This is a genomic window from Aquaspirillum sp. (assembly GCF_055136605.1).
The window spans coordinates 14,548-33,348 of the sequence record NZ_JBSQVP010000027.1; the positions used below are offsets into that span (position 1 = coordinate 14,548).

Annotated in this window: 17 protein-coding genes; 11 read left to right on the forward strand and 6 right to left on the reverse strand. The window is 50.1% G+C overall.

The annotated features are described in order from the left end of the window. Positions 1 to 17: 17 nt before the first annotated feature. Positions 18 to 2,831: a valine--tRNA ligase gene (locus ACTBZS_RS06320; RefSeq protein WP_463043596.1), complete on the reverse strand. Its 2,814-nt coding sequence runs from the start codon at positions 2,829 to 2,831 to the stop codon at positions 18 to 20. A gap of 219 nt (positions 2,832 to 3,050) precedes the next feature. On the opposite strand from ACTBZS_RS06320, the gene ACTBZS_RS06325 reads away from it, so the two are divergent. Then, on the forward strand, positions 3,051 to 3,983 hold the full coding sequence (locus tag ACTBZS_RS06325; RefSeq protein ID WP_463043602.1) for a TerC family protein: 933 nt from the start codon (positions 3,051 to 3,053) through the stop codon (positions 3,981 to 3,983). Positions 3,984 to 4,035: 52 nt separating this feature from the next. Here ACTBZS_RS06325 and ACTBZS_RS06330 read toward each other — a convergent pair whose 3' ends face one another. Next, complete coding sequence (locus tag ACTBZS_RS06330) at positions 4,036 to 4,998, reverse strand: cache domain-containing protein (protein WP_463043597.1); 963 nt, start codon at positions 4,996 to 4,998, stop codon at positions 4,036 to 4,038. A gap of 155 nt (positions 4,999 to 5,153) precedes the next feature. Between ACTBZS_RS06330 and ACTBZS_RS06335 the strand changes: the two genes are divergently transcribed. The 6 genes from ACTBZS_RS06335 to ACTBZS_RS06360 all read left to right on the forward strand — a co-directional run bounded on the left by ACTBZS_RS06335 (position 5,154) and on the right by ACTBZS_RS06360 (position 13,035). Continuing rightward, complete coding sequence (locus ACTBZS_RS06335) at positions 5,154 to 6,473, forward strand: TRZ/ATZ family hydrolase (RefSeq protein WP_463043598.1); 1,320 nt, start codon at positions 5,154 to 5,156, stop codon at positions 6,471 to 6,473. 18 nt (positions 6,474 to 6,491) lie between these two features. Further along, positions 6,492 to 7,211 (forward strand): bifunctional 2-polyprenyl-6-hydroxyphenol methylase/3-demethylubiquinol 3-O-methyltransferase UbiG, encoded by a 720-nt coding sequence (gene ubiG, locus ACTBZS_RS06340; protein ID WP_460430114.1) that lies wholly within the window; start codon positions 6,492 to 6,494, stop codon positions 7,209 to 7,211. Positions 7,212 to 7,625: 414 nt separating this feature from the next. Further along, a complete protein-coding gene (locus ACTBZS_RS06345; protein ID WP_460430113.1) occupies positions 7,626 to 9,386 on the forward strand; it encodes a PHA/PHB synthase family protein in 1,761 nt (586 codons plus the stop codon). A 70-nt stretch (positions 9,387 to 9,456) separates the two neighbouring features. Beyond that, a complete protein-coding gene (locus ACTBZS_RS06350; RefSeq protein WP_022654150.1) occupies positions 9,457 to 10,635 on the forward strand; it encodes an acetyl-CoA C-acetyltransferase in 1,179 nt (392 codons plus the stop codon). Positions 10,636 to 10,731: 96 nt separating this feature from the next. Then, the gene (gene msrB / locus ACTBZS_RS06355) at positions 10,732 to 11,127 is read left to right on the forward strand and encodes a peptide-methionine (R)-S-oxide reductase MsrB (protein ID WP_027405329.1); all 396 of its coding nucleotides are present in this window, start codon (positions 10,732 to 10,734) and stop codon (positions 11,125 to 11,127) included. Positions 11,128 to 11,373: 246 nt separating this feature from the next. Further along, positions 11,374 to 13,035 (forward strand): methyl-accepting chemotaxis protein, encoded by a 1,662-nt coding sequence (locus ACTBZS_RS06360; protein WP_463043599.1) that lies wholly within the window; start codon positions 11,374 to 11,376, stop codon positions 13,033 to 13,035. Between the two features lie 84 nt (positions 13,036 to 13,119). Here ACTBZS_RS06360 and dnaQ read toward each other — a convergent pair whose 3' ends face one another. From dnaQ to ACTBZS_RS06375, 3 genes are read right to left on the reverse strand one after another with little or no spacing between them, the layout of a single operon-like run. Continuing rightward, complete coding sequence (dnaQ, locus tag ACTBZS_RS06365) at positions 13,120 to 13,839, reverse strand: DNA polymerase III subunit epsilon (RefSeq protein ID WP_460430111.1); 720 nt, start codon at positions 13,837 to 13,839, stop codon at positions 13,120 to 13,122. Next, positions 13,836 to 14,288, reverse strand: coding sequence for a ribonuclease HI (gene rnhA / locus ACTBZS_RS06370; RefSeq protein WP_022654154.1), 453 nt, complete (start codon positions 14,286 to 14,288; stop codon positions 13,836 to 13,838). Before rnhA ends, dnaQ begins: the two co-directional genes overlap by 4 nt. A 1-nt stretch (position 14,289) precedes the next feature. Continuing rightward, the gene (locus ACTBZS_RS06375) at positions 14,290 to 15,042 is read right to left on the reverse strand and encodes a class I SAM-dependent methyltransferase (protein WP_460430109.1); all 753 of its coding nucleotides are present in this window, start codon (positions 15,040 to 15,042) and stop codon (positions 14,290 to 14,292) included. A gap of 25 nt (positions 15,043 to 15,067) precedes the next feature. Here ACTBZS_RS06375 and gloB point away from each other — a divergent pair, with 25 nt between their 5' ends. Next, positions 15,068 to 15,823, forward strand: a complete 756-nt coding sequence (gene gloB, locus ACTBZS_RS06380) for a hydroxyacylglutathione hydrolase (RefSeq protein ID WP_463043600.1) — start codon at positions 15,068 to 15,070, stop codon at positions 15,821 to 15,823. Here gloB and ACTBZS_RS06385 read toward each other — a convergent pair. Then, positions 15,820 to 16,293 carry a peroxiredoxin gene (locus ACTBZS_RS06385; RefSeq protein WP_460430107.1) on the reverse strand — a complete coding sequence of 158 codons (474 nt, stop codon included), beginning with the start codon at positions 16,291 to 16,293 and terminating at the stop codon, positions 15,820 to 15,822. The genes gloB and ACTBZS_RS06385 overlap by 4 nt on opposite strands. Positions 16,294 to 16,403: 110 nt before the next feature. Between ACTBZS_RS06385 and ACTBZS_RS06390 the strand changes: the two genes are divergently transcribed. The 3 genes from ACTBZS_RS06390 to ACTBZS_RS06400 form a co-directional block, all read left to right on the forward strand. Beyond that, complete coding sequence (locus ACTBZS_RS06390) at positions 16,404 to 17,069, forward strand: ABC transporter permease (protein WP_460430106.1); 666 nt, start codon at positions 16,404 to 16,406, stop codon at positions 17,067 to 17,069. After that, complete coding sequence (locus tag ACTBZS_RS06395) at positions 17,066 to 17,992, forward strand: MlaD family protein (protein WP_460430105.1); 927 nt, start codon at positions 17,066 to 17,068, stop codon at positions 17,990 to 17,992. Before ACTBZS_RS06390 ends, ACTBZS_RS06395 begins: the two co-directional genes overlap by 4 nt. Beyond that, the coding region (locus ACTBZS_RS06400) for a tetratricopeptide repeat protein (protein ID WP_463043601.1) at positions 17,985 to 18,801 on the forward strand (817 nt) is incomplete at its 3' end. The genes ACTBZS_RS06395 and ACTBZS_RS06400, both read left to right, overlap by 8 nt.

Consider the following 18,801-nt stretch of genomic DNA (forward strand, 5'->3'; position numbering starts at 1 on the left):
GGCCTAAGGCAATTGCATTAAGCCAATTTAGCCAATTGGCCTTGCAGTTTTTCCAACTTGTCGCTGAATTCAGCCAACTGATTGCGGTCGCGCTCAACCAGATGCGCTGGAGCACGGGCGGTATAGGCTTCATTGCCTAATTTACCGGCCAATTTAGCGACTTCCGCTTCTAGTTTGCTGATTTCCTTTTTCAAGCGCGCACTTTCCGCCGCCTTGTCGATTTCCACTTTCAGCATCAAACGCATATCGCCACTGATGGCCACTGGTGCATCGTCTTCGGGCAAGGCCTCAACTAACTTAGTCTCAGACAAACGACCTAACAGCGCGATGTATGGCAAGAATACCGCTGCCTCTGGTCCTGCTTCGACCCACAACGGCGCTTTCACTGCTGGCCCCAAGCCCATTTCACCACGCAAATTACGCACCGCATTGACCATGTCTTTCAATGCAGCCATCTGAGCATTGGCGGTTGGGTTAATTTTTTCGGGTACAGCAACCGGCCATTTTGCCAACATAATCGAATCGCTGTGTTTGGCATTGGCGAGGGGTGCCACGGCTTGCCACAGTTCTTCGGTGATAAATGGCATCAGCGGATGGGTAAGGCGCAACGCCACTTCTAACACCCGCACTAAAGTACGACGGGTGGCGCGTTGTTGTGCTTCGTCACCATTTTGCAACTGTACTTTGGCAAGTTCGACATACCAATCGCAGTATTCATTCCAGATGAATTCATACAAGGTTTGTGCGGCAAGGTCGAAACGATATTGGTCGAGCGCCTCGCCCACTTCGGCCTCGGCCTGTTGCAAGCGGCCAATCATCCATTGATCGACAAAGCTAAAGGTCAACGGCAACGATCCATCTTGACCACAATCTTTACCTTCCACATTCATTAAGACAAAACGGGTCGCGTTCCACAGCTTGTTGCAGAAATTGCGATAGCCCTCGGCACGTTTGAAATCAAAATTGACCGAACGGCCCAAGGTGGCATAACTGGCCATGGTAAAGCGCAGCGCATCGGTACCATAAGCCGGAATCCCCTCGGGGAACAGCTTTTCTGTTGCCTTAGCAATTTGTGGCGCTTTTTCTGGCCGGCGCAAGCCTGTGGTGCGTTTTTCTACCAACGGTTCAAGCGCAATGCCATCAATCAAATCCACTGGGTCAATCACATTGCCCTCGGATTTGGACATTTTTTTGCCTTCATGGTCACGCACCATGCCGTGAATATACACATCACGGAACGGCACTTTGCCAGTGAAGTGGGTGGTCATCATAATCATCCGCGCCACCCAGAAGAAAATGATTTCATACCCTGTCACCAACACGCTGGAGGGCACAAAGGCTTCCAGTTCTGGTGTTTGTTCTGGCCAGCCCATGGTTGAGAAGGGGACTAATGCCGAGCTAAACCACGTATCCAGCACATCATCATCACGGCGCAAGGTTTTACCACCGGCTTGGGCCTGTGCTTCGGCTTCGGTGCGTGCGACATACACGCGGCCTTCGTCATCATACCAAGCAGGGATTTGATGACCCCACCACAACTGGCGTGAAATACACCAATCTTGGATATTGTTCATCCATTGGTTATAAGTGTTAACCCAATTTTCGGGAATAAACCGAACTTCGCCCGATTCGACGGCATCAATGGCTTTCTGTGTGATCGATTTACCCGTTGGATCTTGCTCACTCACCTTAGTCATCGCAACAAACCATTGATCGGTCAACAACGGTTCAATTACCGATCCGGTACGATCACCACGTGGCACCATCAATTTATGTGGTTTGACTTCCAGCAATAAGCCAGCCGCATCTAAATCAGCGACGATTTTCTTGCGTGCTTCGCTGGTGGTTAAACCCGCATAGGCAGGCGGCAGTGCAATATTGCCTTGTGCCGCACCTTCGAAGCTAAAGACCTGTGCTTGCGGCAAAATAGTTGCCTCAAGCGACATCACATTGATGAGCTGGGTGTGATGACGCTTACCCACTTGATAGTCGTTAAAATCATGTGCGGGGGTGATTTTGACACAACCGGTACCAAAAGCCGCATCAACATACTCATCAGCAATCACCGGAATTTGACGTCCGGTCAGCGGAAGTTGCAGTTGTTGGCCGATCAGATGGGTATAACGTTCATCGCTTGGATTGACCGCAACCGCGACATCACCCAATAAAGTTTCGGGGCGAGTCGTGGCCACCACCACCGCTTCATCACTGCCCACCACTGGATAACGAATGTGCCACATCGAACCATCTTCTTCGACCGATTCGACTTCTAAATCCGACACCGCTGTGCCCAGTTTGGGGTCCCAATTCACCAATCGCTTACCGCGATAAATCAGCCCTTGTTCAAACAAACGCACAAACACTTCATTCACGGTACCAGCACGCACTTCATCCATAGTGAAGTATTCACGTTGCCAATCGACCGAACACCCCATGCGCCGCATTTGTTGTGTGATGGTACCGCCAGAAACGTGTTTCCACTCCCACACTTTGTCGATAAAGGCTTGCCGCCCCAAATCATGACGGCTCACCCCTTTTTCACCCAGCTGGCGTTCCACCACAATTTGGGTGGCAATCCCTGCGTGGTCTGTGCCCGGTACCCACAGGGTGTTATGCCCTTTCATTCGATAGTAACGGGTCAGGCCGTCCATAATCGTTTGGTTAAAGGCATGGCCCATGTGTAGCGTACCAGTCACATTAGGCGGCGGTAGTTGGATACAAAAAGCCGGCGAGCCCGATTGCATGTGGGGCTGGAAATAGCCCGCTTGTTCCCACTCGGGGTACCAACGGCGTTCAATATCGGCAGGTTCAAAACTTTTTGCGAGATTCATGATGGTGCGGTGCAGTAAAATAGAAAAGTCTTGCGATTATAACGAAAACCGGTGGTCTCGCATGATTGTGCGTGTACGACTGTTGAGGTGGGATTGAAAAAAGTTTGATCTACCCAACATGACAGCGTCCCCGTTTGCGGGGATGTATTTATTGACTTCGCTTTTTTAAAAGAAGGAAATCCCGTGATCTCCGCTCCAATTTCCGTCGGCACGCCCGCCATGTATGTCGGCTTTTTTGCCGCCGTTGTGGTGATGATTGCCATCGATATGTTTGCCTTAAACAAGGCTGGCAACCACAAAGTCAGTGTCAAAGAGGCCCTGTCATGGACTGTGGTTTGGATCACTGTTGCCATGCTGTTTAACGGCTGGCTGTGGTGGCACCTTGCCAGCGATCCTAACATTGGCCGAGACATTGCCAACCACAAAGCATTGGAATTTCTCACTGGCTATGTGCTAGAAAAATCATTGGCAGTGGACAATATCTTTGTCTTCCTGATGATTTTTAGCTTTTTCAAAGTTCCACCGGAATATCAACGTCGAGTCTTGGTGTATGGCGTGTTGGGGGCGGTGATTATGCGCGCCATCATGATCTCGATTGGCGCCGTGTTGGTGCAAGAATTCCATTGGATTTTGTATATTTTCGGGGCGTTCTTAGTCTTTACTGGCTTGAAAATGATGATGCCAGAAAAAGAAAGCGATGATGATTTAGCCAACAATCCATTGCTGAAATGGTTGCGCGGCCATATCCGTGTGACACCAGAATTTCACCAAGAGAAGTTCTTTATTCGTGACTCTAGCGGCTGGGTAGCAACACCGATGTTATTAGTGTTGATCATGATTGAGTTCTCGGACTTGATTTTTGCTGTCGATAGCATCCCCGCTATTTTCGCCGTGACCACCGACCCGTTTATTGTGATGACCTCGAATATCTTCGCTATCTTGGGTCTGCGTGCGATGTATTTCTTGTTGGCCGATGTTGCCGATCGTTTCCACTTGTTGAAATATGGTCTGGCTGCCGTATTGACCTTTATCGGTGCGAAAATGCTGATGGTGGAATTTTATAAAATGCCAATCGCTGTTTCGCTCGGTGTGGTGTTCTTCTTCTTGACTGCCTCGGTTGTCGCCTCGTTAATCGTGACCAAAAAACATTGACCCCGCGTGATATTTCCACCTCACCGAATCGGTGGGGTGGAAGTACAACACACTACGGCTGCTGCCAGCCAAAGGGGGACGATTGTTCCAACGCGGTCACCGGCACAGCCATGTGCAATACCCACTTTTCTTTCACATCGGGAAACCGAATCGGATAAAACACCGACAGTTGTTCACCATTGGCCGAAGGCTGAATCAACACGGTTCCTTCTGCCATCGCTTGGCGCACTTTGTCGGTTATCTCTGGGGCTTTTTTGCCTAACCAAGCTGGGTTAGGGTGGCTGGCATAGATGCCGCCATAAGAGATTAACTGTAACTTGGCTTGACGATTAAATGCCGTTTGCCGCGATAAAACCTGTTGAAAATCTGCCAGCGGATAATCTGCACCGACCACCCCCAAAAATTTCCCTTCACGCACAATCGGTACCACCAGTGACATTAACCATAACTGCTGACCGCCAATACTATCGACATACGGCTCGGTCACAAAGCGTTTCAAAGTGCGTTTTGGCGTGTAGTACCACGGATAGACTTTCTCTGGCTCGGGAACCGTCTGCAAAGTATAAGTCTCGGCAGCAATCTCACCGCGTAAACGATGCCACCAGATGAATAAACGCCCACTGGCATCATAAGGTGTAACGCCGGCATAGTGTGCATCTTGGCCATCAAAAGCGTTGGGTTCCCAATAGGAAGACAACCCCAGTAATTTAGGATTTAAACGTAGGCCTTGCTGAGCGAGTTCATCGGCTAAGGGTCGCCGATTACGGCCGCTGGCGATTAAATCGACTAGACCATTGGCAAGATTCTGAGCCATCCCAAAAGAATAGTTGATTTCATTTTCAAGATAAAAAGCGTGGGCAGCAGCCACTTCTTTGAGTAAGGCATAGCGTTGTTGTTGCAGGGCTTTACGGCTCGACCAAGTATTCAGCAACAACAACACCGATAGCAGACACAGCGCCAACAGCGTGGCATACCACAGTACGTTATGTTGTTTGATTCGTTCAGCTATTTTCATCTTGATGACACCCGCTGATCGTGGAGACGGATGAATCCAAGAGTAACACCGATCAGCAAGCAAAATAGTGAATTTTCTTGTCGCGACTTTGTCAGTCAACCAACGTTGTGGTATAGCTGCCCGATATTTTTTTAACCCGATTTGTGGAGATGTGCGTGTCAACTGCAACCGCAACAACCTTAATTGACGCCCGTTGGATCATTCCTGTGGTACCCGAAGGCGTGGTACTTGAAAACCATAGCATTGCCCTAGCGGGAGAAAAAATCCTTGCCATCATTCCACCAGAAGCACGTCACCAGTGGCAGGCAGAGGAAGTGATTTCGTTGGGTGAGCATGTGCTGATGCCGGGGTTAGTCAATCTTCACGGCCACTCTGCCATGACCTTATTACGCGGTGTGGCAGATGATTTGCCTTTAATGGATTGGTTACAAAACCATATTTGGCCAGCCGAAGGCCGCTTGATGTGTGATGAATTTGTTTATGATGGCAGTGTGCTGGGAATGGCAGAAATGCTGCGCTCGGGCACCACCACCATTAACGATATGTATTTCTTCCACGGTGCAGTTGCACGGGCCGGTTTAACCACCGGCATGAGAACCGTCGTCGGCTGTACCGTGATTGAATTTCCCACGGCTTACGCCAGTACAGCCGCAGAACATCTCAGCAAAGCCTTGGCCGAGCGCAGCGAATTTGTTGGAGAAAAACTGGTCAGCTTTGCCCTAGCGCCTCATGCGCCATACAGTGTCAGTGACGCCACTTTCCGCGAGGTGTTAGCGGTAGCGGAAAAAGAGGATATGTTAATTCATTGCCATATCCAAGAAACACAAGGCGAAGTGGAAACGAGCCTAAAAGAACATCAACAGCGGCCGCTGGCACGCTTACATCGGCTTGGCCTGTTATCACCACGCCTGATTGCCGCCCACATGGTGGCAGCAGATGAAGCGGATATCGCGTTAGCCGCCCAATGCGGCATCAGCATTGCCCACAACCCGACCTCGAATATGAAACTGGCTTCTGGCATTGCCCCCATCAGTCGCTACTTAGCAGCCGGTATCAATGTCGGCATCGGCACCGATGGTTCCGCCTCAAATAACAAGCTCGATATGCTGGCCGAAACCCGCATGGCAGCGTTATTAGCCAAAGTCGGCACGCTTGATCCAACCGTAGTGCCTGCGGCAACCGCATTGCGCATGGCCACTTTGAACGGGGCACAAGCACTCGGAATGGCCGATAAAATTGGCAGCTTAGAAGCAGGAAAATGTGCAGATATGATTGCAATTAACCTGAATGCCGTCGAAACCGCCCCCGCTTTCGATCCTATTTCTCATATCGTGTATGCCGCTGGTCGTGAACAAGTTGAGCATGTGTGGGTCAATGGTCGCCACGTTTTGAAACAGCGCCAACTCGCCACAGTGGACTATGCTGCATGGTTACAACGTGCTGAAGCATGGCGACACAAGGTGGTTAGCGCGTAAATTGCGAAAGGATGGGATATGTCAAATCAAGAAACACAGACTGCCAACGTTGACCCACTTGAGCTCGATAAGTTTAGCCAAGTAGCGCATCGTTGGTGGGATACCGAAAGCGAATTTAAACCGCTACATGAGATCAATCCGCTGCGCTTATCGTTTATCCAAAAACACTGCGAATTGCAAGGTGCCAAGGTGTTGGATGTGGGATGTGGCGGCGGCATTTTGTCCGAAGGGTTAGCCAAAGCAGGCGCCGAGGTGACAGGGATTGATCTGGCGAAAAAGTCGATTAAAGTCGCCAAATTACATGCCCTCGACCAAGGGCTAACCATCGACTATCAAGTCGTCGCGGTAGAAACTTTGGCAGAACAAGCGCCAGCCAGTTTTGATGTGGTGACCTGCTTGGAGATGCTAGAACACGTCCCCCATCCAGAAAGCGTTGTGCGCGCTTGCGCCAACCTTGTCAAACCGGGTGGGATGGTTTTTTTCTCGACCTTAAACCGCAATGCCAAAGCCTATTTATTGGCAGTGGTGGGAGCAGAGTATGTGTTGAGAATGTTACCGCGTGGTACCCATGAATATGCGCGGTTTATCAAACCCTCCGAACTTAGCCGCATGGCACGCACTGCCGGTCTTGATCTACAAGAAATGACTGGCCTCAGCTATCAACCGTTAACCAGACAATATCAACTCGGTAGCGATACAGATGTGAACTATTTGATGGCGATGCGGCGTCTATCTTGACCTGTTCTCCGGCCCTTGGGCCGGAGATGACAATATGTGCAGATTGCAACACTCCACGACACACATCAGCAAATCTGGCTAAACGCCGGCAGCAGTGGCTTTTAGCGAAAAACGCTTGCTAAACCAATACCTCATTATCACCTTAACAATTTCGACTCTCTCATCGGGTGTCGTGCTGAACAGTGCTACACCAAAATCATGCTTTGCAACAAAAATGTTGCAAGTTTGTGACTCACTGATTTCATCTAGCAAAATCACGGTTTTATTAGCTTTGGCTAGTTTGTTAAGACCACGCTACGTTTTTCTGTCATCTTAGGTTCTGGCAAATTGTCATAAATGCGTGTTATGGTTACTCCCATGCGGCGGTGCAAAACAACCCACGCCCCGCTAAATTGCTTATTGAGGAGAGCGCCATTGAATACGCCAAACCAGAATGAACTGTTAGAAAAATTCTTTTCGAGCATCACGGAAACCAATTCCCGCATGTTGCAGCAGTTTGTTAACGCCATGAGCCAAACCGCTTTCAGCGTGCCACAAGACAAGCTTAATCCTTTTGCTTCGCTGTGGACGACCCTGTTCCAAAACCCAACCACGTTGTGGGAAGCCCAAACCAAGCTCTACCAACAGCACATGGACTTATGGATGACCATGTTGGGCACCAAAAAAGCAGAAGAAGAAAAAGGCGACAAACGCTTTGCCGCACCAGAATGGAATGAACATCCGTTCTACAACACCCTGAAACAGAGCTATCTGTTAACCTCGAAATGGTTGACCGAGATGGTCGATGGCGCAACAGCCGATGATGAGCAAAAAGAAAAAATGAGCTTCTTCACGCGTCAATATATTGATGCGATGAGCCCAAGCAACTTTGCTTTGACCAACCCTGAAGTGATGAAGCGTGCCATCGAAACCAAAGGCGAAAGCTTGGTCGAAGGGATGAAAAACATGCTGTCGGATATGGAGCGTGGCCATATCTCGATGACTGACGAATCAAAATTCGAAGTGGGCAAAAATATTGCCACCACCCCAGGCACAGTGGTGTTTGAAAACCCACTGTTCCAGCTGATTCAGTACACCCCCACCACAGAAAAAGTGCACGAGCGCCCGATGTTGGTCGTGCCACCGTGCATCAATAAGTATTACCTGATGGACTTGCAACCAGAAAACTCGATGATGCGTTATCTGGTTGAACGCGGTTACACCACCTTTATTATTTCGTGGAAATCAGCAGACGAGTCGATCAAAACTTACAAATGGGATGACTACATCGAGTCTGGTGTGGTGAAAGCAGCGGAAGTGGTGCGCAACATCACTCGCCAAGAAAAAATGAATGTCTTGGGCTTCTGCGTGGGTGGCGTGATTTTGACCACCTCGCTGTGCGTGATGAAAGCCCGTGGTTTGGATTGGTTTGAATCGGCAACCTTTATGACTTCGCTGGTGGACCACTCCGAACCAGGCGAAGTGAAGATGTTTATTGATGAAAACCTGATCCGCACCCGCGAAATGAAAGTGGCAACCGGACAAGGTGGCATCGTCGCAGGTAAAGAAATCAGCCGGACTTTCTCCAACCTGCGTGCTAACGACTTAGTGTGGAACTATGTCGTGAACAACTACATGCTGGGCAAAACCCCACCTCCGTTTGACCTGTTGTATTGGAATAACGATTCGGCTAACTTGCCAATGCCAATGCACACCTACTTGCTGCGCAATATGTACTGGGAAAACAATTTAATCAAACCCGGTAAATTAGAGCTGTGCGGTGTGAAAATTGACGTCAGCACCATCACCATCCCACTGTATATCTTTGCTGCCCGTGAAGATCACATTGTGTTGTGGCAATCGGCTTACTCTGGCTTGAAATACCTGACTGGCGCACAAGAAAAACGTTATGTTTTGGGTGCCTCTGGCCACATCGCCGGTTCGATCAACCCTGTGACCAAAGATAAACGTAACTATTGGGTCAACGACAATCTGCCAGCCACTGCCGAAGCTTGGTTTGAAGGCGCAGAATCGCGTCCGGGTAGCTGGTGGAAGGATTGGGATAGCTGGTTGACACCGCGTTCGGGTAAAGAAATTGCCGCACCGAAAACAGCAGGCAGTAAAGACTACAAAGCGATTGAACCAGCACCAGGCCGTTATGTAAAAGAACGTGCAAAAGAGCTGATCTCGTTATAATGGCGACACATCCAACCCATACTTCGGTGTGGGTTGGGTGCCATACCCAAAAAACAAAAAGGAAATGACTATGCAAGATATCGTGATTGTTGCTGCGCGCCGCACTGCGGTGGGTAATTTCGGTGGGTCTGTGGCAAAAGTGTCGGCATCAGACCTCGGTGCGACCGTGATCAAAGCGTTATTGGAAGACACGGGTGTCAAACCTGAACAAATCAGCCAAGTGATTTTGGGTCAGGTATTAACCGCTGGTGTGGGCCAAAACCCTGCCCGTCAAGCGCTGTTGAAAGCCGGTATTCCTGTTGAAGTGCCAGCCAGCACCTTAAACGTGGTGTGTGGTTCTGGTTTGCGCGCGGTGCATCTGGCCGCACAAGCGATTGCCACCGGTGAATCTGAAATCGTGATTGCTGGCGGTCAAGAAAGCATGTCGCTGTCGCCTCATATTTTGCCAGGCTCGCGTGATGGTTTCCGCATGGGCAATGCTCAACTGGTGGATACCATGGTGGCAGACGGCTTGACCGATGTGTATAACAACTACCACATGGGTATTACTGCTGAAAACATCGCTGAAAAATACGGTATCAGCCGCGAAGAACAAGATGCGTTTGCTTTGGCATCACAAACCAAAGCGGCGGCTGCACAAGCGGCAGGTAAGTTCGATGCTGAAATCGTGCCAGTGGTCATTCCTCAGAAAAAAGGCGATCCTGTTGTGTTCGCCAAAGATGAATTTATCAAAACCAACGCCACTGCCGAAGGCTTAGGCAAACTGCGTGCAGCCTTCAAAAAAGATGGCACCGTAACCGCAGGCAATGCCTCAGGTATCAATGACGGCGCTGCAGCAGTGATGTTGATGACTGCAGCGAAAGCCGCTGAATTGGGTCTGACACCTTTGGCAACCATCAAATCCATCGGTTTGGGTGGTGTTGCACCAGAAATCATGGGCATGGGCCCCGTCCCTGCCACACAACAAGCGCTGGCCCGTGCGGGTTGGACAATCGACGACCTCGATCTGATCGAAGCCAACGAAGCCTTTGCTGCACAAGCTTTGGGCGTGGCTCGCGAACTGAAATGGGACGCCGAAAAAGTCAACGTTAACGGTGGTGCCATTGCCATTGGTCACCCAATCGGTGCGTCTGGCTGCCGTATTTTAGTGACCTTGTTACATGAAATGGTGCGCCGTGATGCCAAAAAAGGTTTGGCAACACTGTGCATCGGTGGTGGGATGGGTGTCACACTGGCAGTTGAGCGTTAATTCTTATCCCCTTAACGCTGACCGCTAAGAAAATCCCCTGTGAATAAGCAGGGGATTTTTTATTTTTTACTTTTAAAAAAACCGGAAAACCTAAAAATGCTTAAAGTTATTAAAACAGCAGAAGAATGGAAAAAATTATTAAGTCCGGAAAGCTATCGCATTACACGAGAAGCCGGTACCGAACGTCCTTTTACGGGCGAATATTATGCCACCACAGCAAAAGGGGAATATCACTGTATTTGTTGCGATAGTGTGTTGTTCGAGTCTGATACCAAATTTGATGCTGGCTGCGGTTGGCCCAGTTTTTGGGCGGAAGCCGCTGGCGACAAGATTACCCGCCACCGTGATGTTTCCCACGGTATGGAACGCGTGGAAGTGCGTTGTGCAAGCTGTGAAGCCCATCTTGGTCATGTCTTTCCCGATGGGCCTCCACCAACAGGTGAGCGTTACTGTATCAATTCGGTTGCACTGCGTTTTGTGGCAAAAGCGTAAGCTTGCAAAATAACTTAGAAAAAACAAAGCTGTTAGCGCACCTACGTAGCAGAGAAGAGTAAAAAAGGATTTTTTATAAAAAAGATATCGTTTCTGCTTTTTTTTCACTGGCAAATCAATTTATCATGGGGGCCGATTTGCCAGCGGATTCTTTATTTTTGTGATGGCAAGGCGTTCACTTAATTAAGCAACTTTATTTTCAGGCTGCTGCATCCAGTGCAGGAGACGTCCTAACGAGGATGAACCATGTCGTCAACCACGCTGCCCCCGACCTATCGCCGGACTCAATCTCTTAAACTCAAAATTTTATTGTGGTTTGTGCTGATCAATCTGATTACGGTTGTCACATTCAGTGTCAGTGCCTATCTCAATAAAGCCAGCGATGTACGTACAGAGATGGATGCTCGCTTACGTGCGGCCTCGTATGCCTTACCACGCATTATTGGCGATGCCTACTTTGATCGGGCACAAACCCCCGATAGTGTAAAAGAGGCTGAGTATCGAGAACTGGTACGCAAATTAGGGGCTTATGCAGAGGATGTCGGCCTTAGTTACACCTATGCAATGGCAATTCGTGGCGACAAGGTCATGATTATTGCTGATGGTGCAACTAAAAAAGATGTTGAGTCGAATAATTATGCAGCCTATTTTGAGCACTATTCCGATGCCTCGCCTGCTGTGCTCGAAGCCTACCGCACACAAACACCGCAGTTTGATGAATACACCGACAAATTTGGCAACTTCCGTTCGATTTTTGTGCCATTCCAAACAGCAAATGGCACCCGCTATGTTGTTGGGGTGGATATTCAAATTAGCTACTTGAAAGACTTACTTTTTAACAGCGCATTAAAACTAGGGGGATTGGCGGCCATTTCATTAAGCATTGCCGTGCTGTTGTCGTTGTTTGGTGCACGGTTAGTGGTGCAACGGATTTTATCGGTGGCGCATGAGTTAGAGCATATTGCCCACAATCGCGATTTATCCCGTAATGTCAGCAGCAGTACCCAAGATGAAATTGGTCGCATGGCCTCTGCCATGAACAGCTTATTAGAATTGCTACGCACCACGTTTGTTGATGCCCGCGTGGTGTCAGAATCGAATGCCTCGATGGCAAAACAGTTTGTCACCACCTCAGACGACCTTGCGGGTCAAGTCCGTGATGGCAGCGGCCAAGTGACTGAAATTGCACGCGATGCACAACAAATTCGTGACAATGCTCAACACTCAACCGAATTAGCCAACCAAGTCAAACAAGATATCAGCCACGCCCGTGAACGTTTAGCCAACGCCAAGCAAGATCTCGACGCAATGGTGTCTTCTATCCGCGATAGTGCACAGGCCAACACCAGCCTAGCGAAAGATTTGGATCAACTCTCGGTTGATACACAAGATGTAACACGTGTGCTGTCCAGCATCGCGCAAATTTCTGAACAAACCAATTTATTGGCACTGAATGCAGCGATTGAAGCGGCCCGCGCAGGTGAACAAGGGCGGGGTTTTGCTGTGGTGGCGGATGAGGTGCGGAAATTGGCCACACAAACCCAAACAGCCCTGACAGAAACCCACACCACCATCGATCGCATTGTGGCAGCGATTAATGAGGTATCGCGGCGCATGAATGATACCGCCGCTGGGACAGCACAATTAGTCGATTCTTCTATCGATGCCCTCAAATCGATTGAAGACATGACAGCACTGATTGGCAATACCGCCCAAGGGGTAGAACGCTCAGTCGCACGTTCCCATGATATTCAAGATGCAGTCAGCGGCATGAGCAGTCGCCTCGGCCAAGTAACTCAGGCATTGTCACGCAGCGCAGAGGAAGTGGTAGAAATTCAAAGTGCCGCCGATCAACTCGGGGCAAAAGCAGATGAATTACGCAATAAGCTCGAAGCTTTCCGCGTTTGACACCGAGGGTATGCACAGCAAAAAAGCCAAGGTTTTCGCCTTGGCTTTTTCACGTTTTACCCTTAAAGAAGCGATAACACCCAGTTAGTGTGCAGATTCGTACTGCCGCCAAACACAGGGTTTACCTGCTTTTTTGTCCAAAATATTGAGATACGCTTGATGCGCTGCCAATTCATCGGCATCTGCCGGTAAGACAGGCAGTGGAGCACGTTCGGATTGTTTCATTACCGCAGTGGTCACCGTCTGTTCCTGTTCGGGGGTGTTGCTCACCTCCATCATCAGGCTCTCTTGACCACGGGTCATGGCAAGATACACATCCCCCAACAAAGCACAGTCAATCAAGGCACCGTGAAATGTCCGTGCAGAGCGATCAACCCCGAAACGGTCACACAAAATATCAAGATTATTGCGTTTGCCAGGAAAGCGTTCTTTTGCCATCACCAGCGTATCAATCACCCCTGCAACCACCTCGTTCACCCGAGGTCGGTTCGCTCGCGCTAGCTCACTGTTTAAAAAGCCGACATCAAACGGCGCGTTGTGAATAATTAGCTCGGCATCTTGGATAAAGTCCAAAATCTCGTCTGCCACATCAGCAAACAGGGGTTTGCCGTGTAGCATGTCTCGGCTAATGCCATGTACCTTTTGCGCTTCAGGGTCAATATCACGCTGGGGATCGACATACAGATGCAAGCTGCGCCCCGTCAATTTTCGGTTCACCATTTCTAAACCGGCAAACTCAATCAAACGATGGCTGCTTGGCTCTAAACCGGTGGTTTCGGTATCAAGAATGATTTGTCGTGTCATGCCACACATCCCTCGCTAATCGCACGGTTAGCCAAGGCATCCGCACGTTCATTTTCAGGATGTCCGGCATGTCCTTTCACCCATTGCCATTGCACAGCGGTATGACGAGTTGCCGCGTGTTCTAAGGCCTGCCACAAGTCTGCATTTTTCACCGGTGCTTTGTTTGCTGTGCGCCAACCGCGCTGTTTCCACCCTGCTAACCATTCCGTCATTCCCTTTTGCACATATTGTGAATCGGTAAAGACTTTGACCTGACAGGGGCGTTTCAAACTGTTTAATGCTTGAATCACCGCCAACAGCTCCATACGGTTGTTGGTGGTCTCTAATTCCGCCCCAAACAATTCTTTTTCTTGGCCACGCCAACGCAAAATCGCCCCCCAACCGCCGGGGCCGGGATTCCCTTTGCATGCCCCATCGGTGTAAATTTCTACCCAATCTTGTTGTGTCATATCATCCTAAATGTACTGATTGGTGTGGTTGACACGCTACCGCTGGTCGAGGTCTGCGTGTACTCGATACCGCCACCAGTGGCCGTGTCGGTACGGTTTTCCAACTGGGTGCGATCAAGCGCATCCCACGTACCCGTTTCACGATTTCCAAAGCATAAACCCCACTCACCACCGGCCACAACCGATCACCCGCTTGCTCCATAAAGCGACAGCGTTCAAAACCTTGTTGCCGTTTCAATGGTGGGGCGTAACATAAAAATCCCCCTCCACACGGTTCGAGTGCCAAGGGATTGAGCCATTGTCGCAATCGCAACAAGCTGACAAAGCGCCCTTGCCACGGCATCCCTTGACAGCGTTTCATCCGCCGTTTCATACCCCATAAACTATACGGATTAAAACCTGTAAGGATTAAACGGCCTTCAGGCATTAACACCCGTTCGGCCTCGCGCAGCACTTGTTGGGGCGAGGCACAAAAATCCAGTGTATGCGGTAATAACAGCAAGTCGAGGCTTTGTGTAGCAAACGGCAACTGTTCTGGATAGGCCAATACCGCCACCGGCGCTGGCATCGGTTGTGGGCTTAAGACAATTTGCCACGGGATACGGTTTTCGCGCAGAAATGGGTAGCCATGAAACCCGACCTGTACCGCCCGAAAGCCAAAGATATCCGACACAGCGCGGTCGAAATACGCTTGTTCACAACGAATCACGTATTGACCCGATGGCGTCTGCAGCCAATCATGTAGCTCTTGCATCGCTATTCCCTGCCATGAGGACTCTATGTTACGCATCCTAGCCCTTCCCGCTTTTCAGGATAACTATATTTGGCTGCTGCATGATCAACACCACGCGGTGGTAGTAGACCCCGGTGATGCTGCTGTGGTGCAGCAAGCCCTGAGCACACGTCAGCTCACTCTGTGCGGTATTTTACTGACTCACCATCATCACGATCACACCGGCGGTGTTACCACACTCGCCACCGCAGGGGTGAAAGTGTATGGCCCGGCTGGGATTGCAGGTGTCACTGATGTGGTAGATGAGGGCAGCACCGTTGAGTTCACAACACCGGCCTGTCAATTCAGTGTGCTGGCCGTGCCAGGCCACACCCAAGATCATGTCGCTTACTATGGCAATGGTGTCTTATTGTGTGGTGATACCTTATTTGCCGGAGGCTGTGGCCGTATTTTTGAAGGCACTGCCGCCCAGTTACACCATGCCTTACAACGGTTTTGCCAATTACCCGATGACACTTTGCTCTATTGCACCCACGAATACACGCTGAGTAATCTTGCCTTCGCTTTACAAGTCGAGCCTAATTCAACCGTCTTACGGCAACGTTATGCCCTAGAACAAGCCCGCCGCCACGCCGAACAGCCGACGCTTCCTAGCCAAATGGCGATTGAAAAACAAACCAATCCTTTTTTGCGGGTTCACCTTGCCAGCGTGGCACAACCAATTCAACAACACTGTCAAATCGACACGGATGATGAAGTGACGCTATTCGCGGCGCTGCGTGAGTGGAAGAATCGCAGTTAAATCGCGGCAAAATGTGCCTGTAATGCAGTCAAAACCGTTTGGGCGTGGCCAGCGGCTTTTACCCCACGCCATGCCTGAATAATTTCGCCTTGTGGCGTGATAAGGAAAGTGCTGCGTTCAATCCCACGCACTGTTTTGCCATACATCTGTTTTTGTTTTATCACGGCGAAGGCTTGGCACACGACTTCATCGCGGTCGGATAACAGAGGAAAAGGCAATGCCAGTTTGGCCGCAAAATTTTGATGGGTTTTCACACTATCACGCGACACCCCACACACCGCCACACCCAAGGCAACAAACTCATGATACAAAGCCGCAAATTCTTGATTTTCAGTCGAGCAGCCGGGAGTGTTGTCTTTGGGATAAAAAAACAGCAACACAGGGCGGGTTTGTTGTGACAGTTGAAACACGCTGCCATCATGGGCAGGTAAGGCAAAATCAGGACATAATGGTGCGGACATTGCTGTCATCGCGATACCTTCTCATTCTTGTCTAAAACAACATGGCACCATGCCGCAGCCAACTCATCAGGTCAAGTGCTTTGCATCTCTTCTCGTTTCTTCTGACTACCACTCGCTTAATGAGCGCCAGCCATCACGCGCTCACACTCATCTTGCGCCAGCCACAACGCTTGCTGCTGCATCTTGGAGATAGCGCGCTATTCGCTTGGCCGATTTTGACGCTTATTGGTATCGCTCTCGGCATCAGTGTGGTACACCAGTTGCACTATCAATTGGGTAATGCCATTGATACCACGCTGAAATGGTTGGCCTATCTGATGTTATTTGAACTGGCACCGCTATTCAGCAGTCTGTTACTGTTAGCACGCAATGGCGTAGCCTGTGCCAATCAATTTGCCCCTTATCAACTGCATGCAGACAATGAAATCAAACTGGCCAGTCTGATCGGGGTGCGGCAACTTGCCTATATGCTCTCGGGCTGTGGCTTGGCGATTTATTTGGCAGTGGCCAGCTTGATTGCCGGTATTGTCTATGCCAAACCGCGTTATCTATTTGAAGAATGGCAACAATTATTAGCCCAACTACCGCTTAGCCTTTGGCTTAGTCTGCCGTGTAAAACAGCGGTGTTTTGTGGTGTGATAACGTGGTGTTGTTGCTTGGCTGGTGTGTTTTCTAGTCGGCGGCGACATGCTTCTCTCGCAACGTCACGGGCGGTATTCAGCTCGTTGACCGCTGTGTTTTTATTGGATGGTTTATGGGCTGTGTTTTGGCCACTCGACGCATGAAAAAAACTTTGTCTTTCCAACGCTTGCCAACATTAGGTTTTAACCTGAGAGTCGGCATTTTTTTATGTGGTGCCCTCGCACTATTTATCAGCATTATTTTCACCGCTGGCCAAGCACAAGGCTGGTTTGAGGAGCATAGCCAGCTGCGTTTATATGCCCAGTCGGGCGCGGACTTAAAAAAAGGGATGCCGGTTCGCTTTCGTGCTTTTGATATTGGCACCGTAGAGCATTTCAGCCTGCAAGAAGATGGCCATGTCGAAGTGGTATTAGAAATCAAAACCCGCTATCTGCGCTTTTTACGCACCACCTCGTCAGCACGTATCGCACGGCAAAGTGTGATTGGTAATAGCTATATCGCACTCGATACCCTCGATACCCATGCTCCCCCTCTACGCGAAAATGGCTATCTTGCCCTCGCGCCAGCAGCCGATTTAGAACAAGTAGCACGCGAGTTACAGATTAAACTAGAGCCGGTTGTCGATGCCATGAACGATATTGCACAGCGTTTGCGAGATCCGAATGGCGACCTCAATCAAACCCTACGCAGCCTGCAACAGGCCAGCGCCGGCTTGGTCGAAACACAGGACAAATTAAATCGTGTGCTCGATACCAGTCAGGGATTATTAGAACAAGAAGTGAAACAAACCTTACAAAGCAGCCAACACACCTTACAGACGGTGCAACAACATGTACCGCCGGTGTTGGCCGATATTCAAGCCACCAGCACGGCCGCCAGACAGACCGCAGAGGCAGTGAAAAACATCACTGAACAAGCCTCACCCCACGCGGCTGGCATTGCCCAACAAACGGAACGTTTATTAGATAACAGCAACCAAACATTAGATGCCGTGCGGGGCAGTTGGCCATTACGCCATTTATTCCCAGCCACACCGGCGGTGGTGGAGCAAGACAGCCATGATTAAACACGCGCTTCTGCTGTCTTTTGTTTTAATACTGCATGGTTGTGCAAATACAACCACCCCCGCCTCACACAGTGATGCTATTCGCCGTGGCGATGCCTACTTACAACAAGCGAATGAGGCCCTACAAGCGGATTTACCGAAAAAAGCACAACAGCTGCTGCAAAAAGGCTTGCAGGAATATCGCCGTCTCGATTGGCAAGCTGGCATCATTCAAACGGAATTGGCGTTAATCAGTCTGCACATTCGACAACAACAATGGCAGACCGCCGCCCAACGCCTAAACCAACTCAAGCCTAACTTGTCTGTGGAGCAGACTTCTATCCGTTTACATTGGCTGACCCGTCAAATTGCGGTGGCGCTTGGACAACAACAGTGGCAACAGGTTGAAGACGCTTGGCAGAATGCCGATGCGTTATGTGCCAAACGCTGCCCACAACAAGCAACACTGCATAACCAGTGGGCACGTTATCAGTTGGCACAACAAAAATTGCCGGAGGCGGCGCGCGCGGCGCAATTGGCGTTAACCGTCGCAGGCGAACACATCGCAGAACGTGCCAACGCCCATCGGGTTTTAGCGCAAGTGGCGTTTGCCCAACAACAATGGGCGCAGGCACAACAACACTACGACAGCACCTTAACTCTCGATCAGCAGAGTGGGCGTAGTGATCGCATTATCACCACCTTGCAAGGACTGGCAGCGGTTGCCGCGAAAACTGGGGATGCGGCGCTTGCCCAACATTATCAACAGCGCGCCCAAGCCGTCGCCGCTGCCCGACCTCGTGAACTCCGCGGCCGACCGGCTGCTCGCG

Excerpts from the sequence above, each read along its gene's own strand:
- ACTBZS_RS06320 (WP_463043596.1), bottom strand. The coding sequence starts at position 2,831 with ATGAATCTCGCAAAAAGTTTTGAACCTGCCGATATTGAACGCCGTTGG.
- ACTBZS_RS06325 (WP_463043602.1), top strand. The coding sequence starts at position 3,051 with ATGTATGTCGGCTTTTTTGCCGCCGTTGTGGTGATGATTGCCATCGAT.
- ACTBZS_RS06330 (WP_463043597.1), bottom strand. The coding sequence starts at position 4,998 with ATGAAAATAGCTGAACGAATCAAACAACATAACGTACTGTGGTATGCC.
- ubiG (WP_460430114.1), top strand. The coding sequence starts at position 6,492 with ATGTCAAATCAAGAAACACAGACTGCCAACGTTGACCCACTTGAGCTC.
- ACTBZS_RS06350 (WP_022654150.1), top strand. The coding sequence starts at position 9,457 with ATGCAAGATATCGTGATTGTTGCTGCGCGCCGCACTGCGGTGGGTAAT.
- msrB (WP_027405329.1), top strand. The coding sequence starts at position 10,732 with ATGCTTAAAGTTATTAAAACAGCAGAAGAATGGAAAAAATTATTAAGT.
- ACTBZS_RS06360 (WP_463043599.1), top strand. The coding sequence starts at position 11,374 with ATGTCGTCAACCACGCTGCCCCCGACCTATCGCCGGACTCAATCTCTT.
- dnaQ (WP_460430111.1), bottom strand. The coding sequence starts at position 13,839 with ATGACACGACAAATCATTCTTGATACCGAAACCACCGGTTTAGAGCCA.
- rnhA (WP_022654154.1), bottom strand. The coding sequence starts at position 14,288 with ATGACACAACAAGATTGGGTAGAAATTTACACCGATGGGGCATGCAAA.
- ACTBZS_RS06375 (WP_460430109.1), bottom strand. The coding sequence starts at position 15,042 with ATGCAAGAGCTACATGATTGGCTGCAGACGCCATCGGGTCAATACGTG.
- gloB (WP_463043600.1), top strand. The coding sequence starts at position 15,068 with ATGTTACGCATCCTAGCCCTTCCCGCTTTTCAGGATAACTATATTTGG.
- ACTBZS_RS06385 (WP_460430107.1), bottom strand. The coding sequence starts at position 16,293 with ATGACAGCAATGTCCGCACCATTATGTCCTGATTTTGCCTTACCTGCC.
- ACTBZS_RS06390 (WP_460430106.1), top strand. The coding sequence starts at position 16,404 with ATGAGCGCCAGCCATCACGCGCTCACACTCATCTTGCGCCAGCCACAA.
- ACTBZS_RS06395 (WP_460430105.1), top strand. The coding sequence starts at position 17,066 with ATGAAAAAAACTTTGTCTTTCCAACGCTTGCCAACATTAGGTTTTAAC.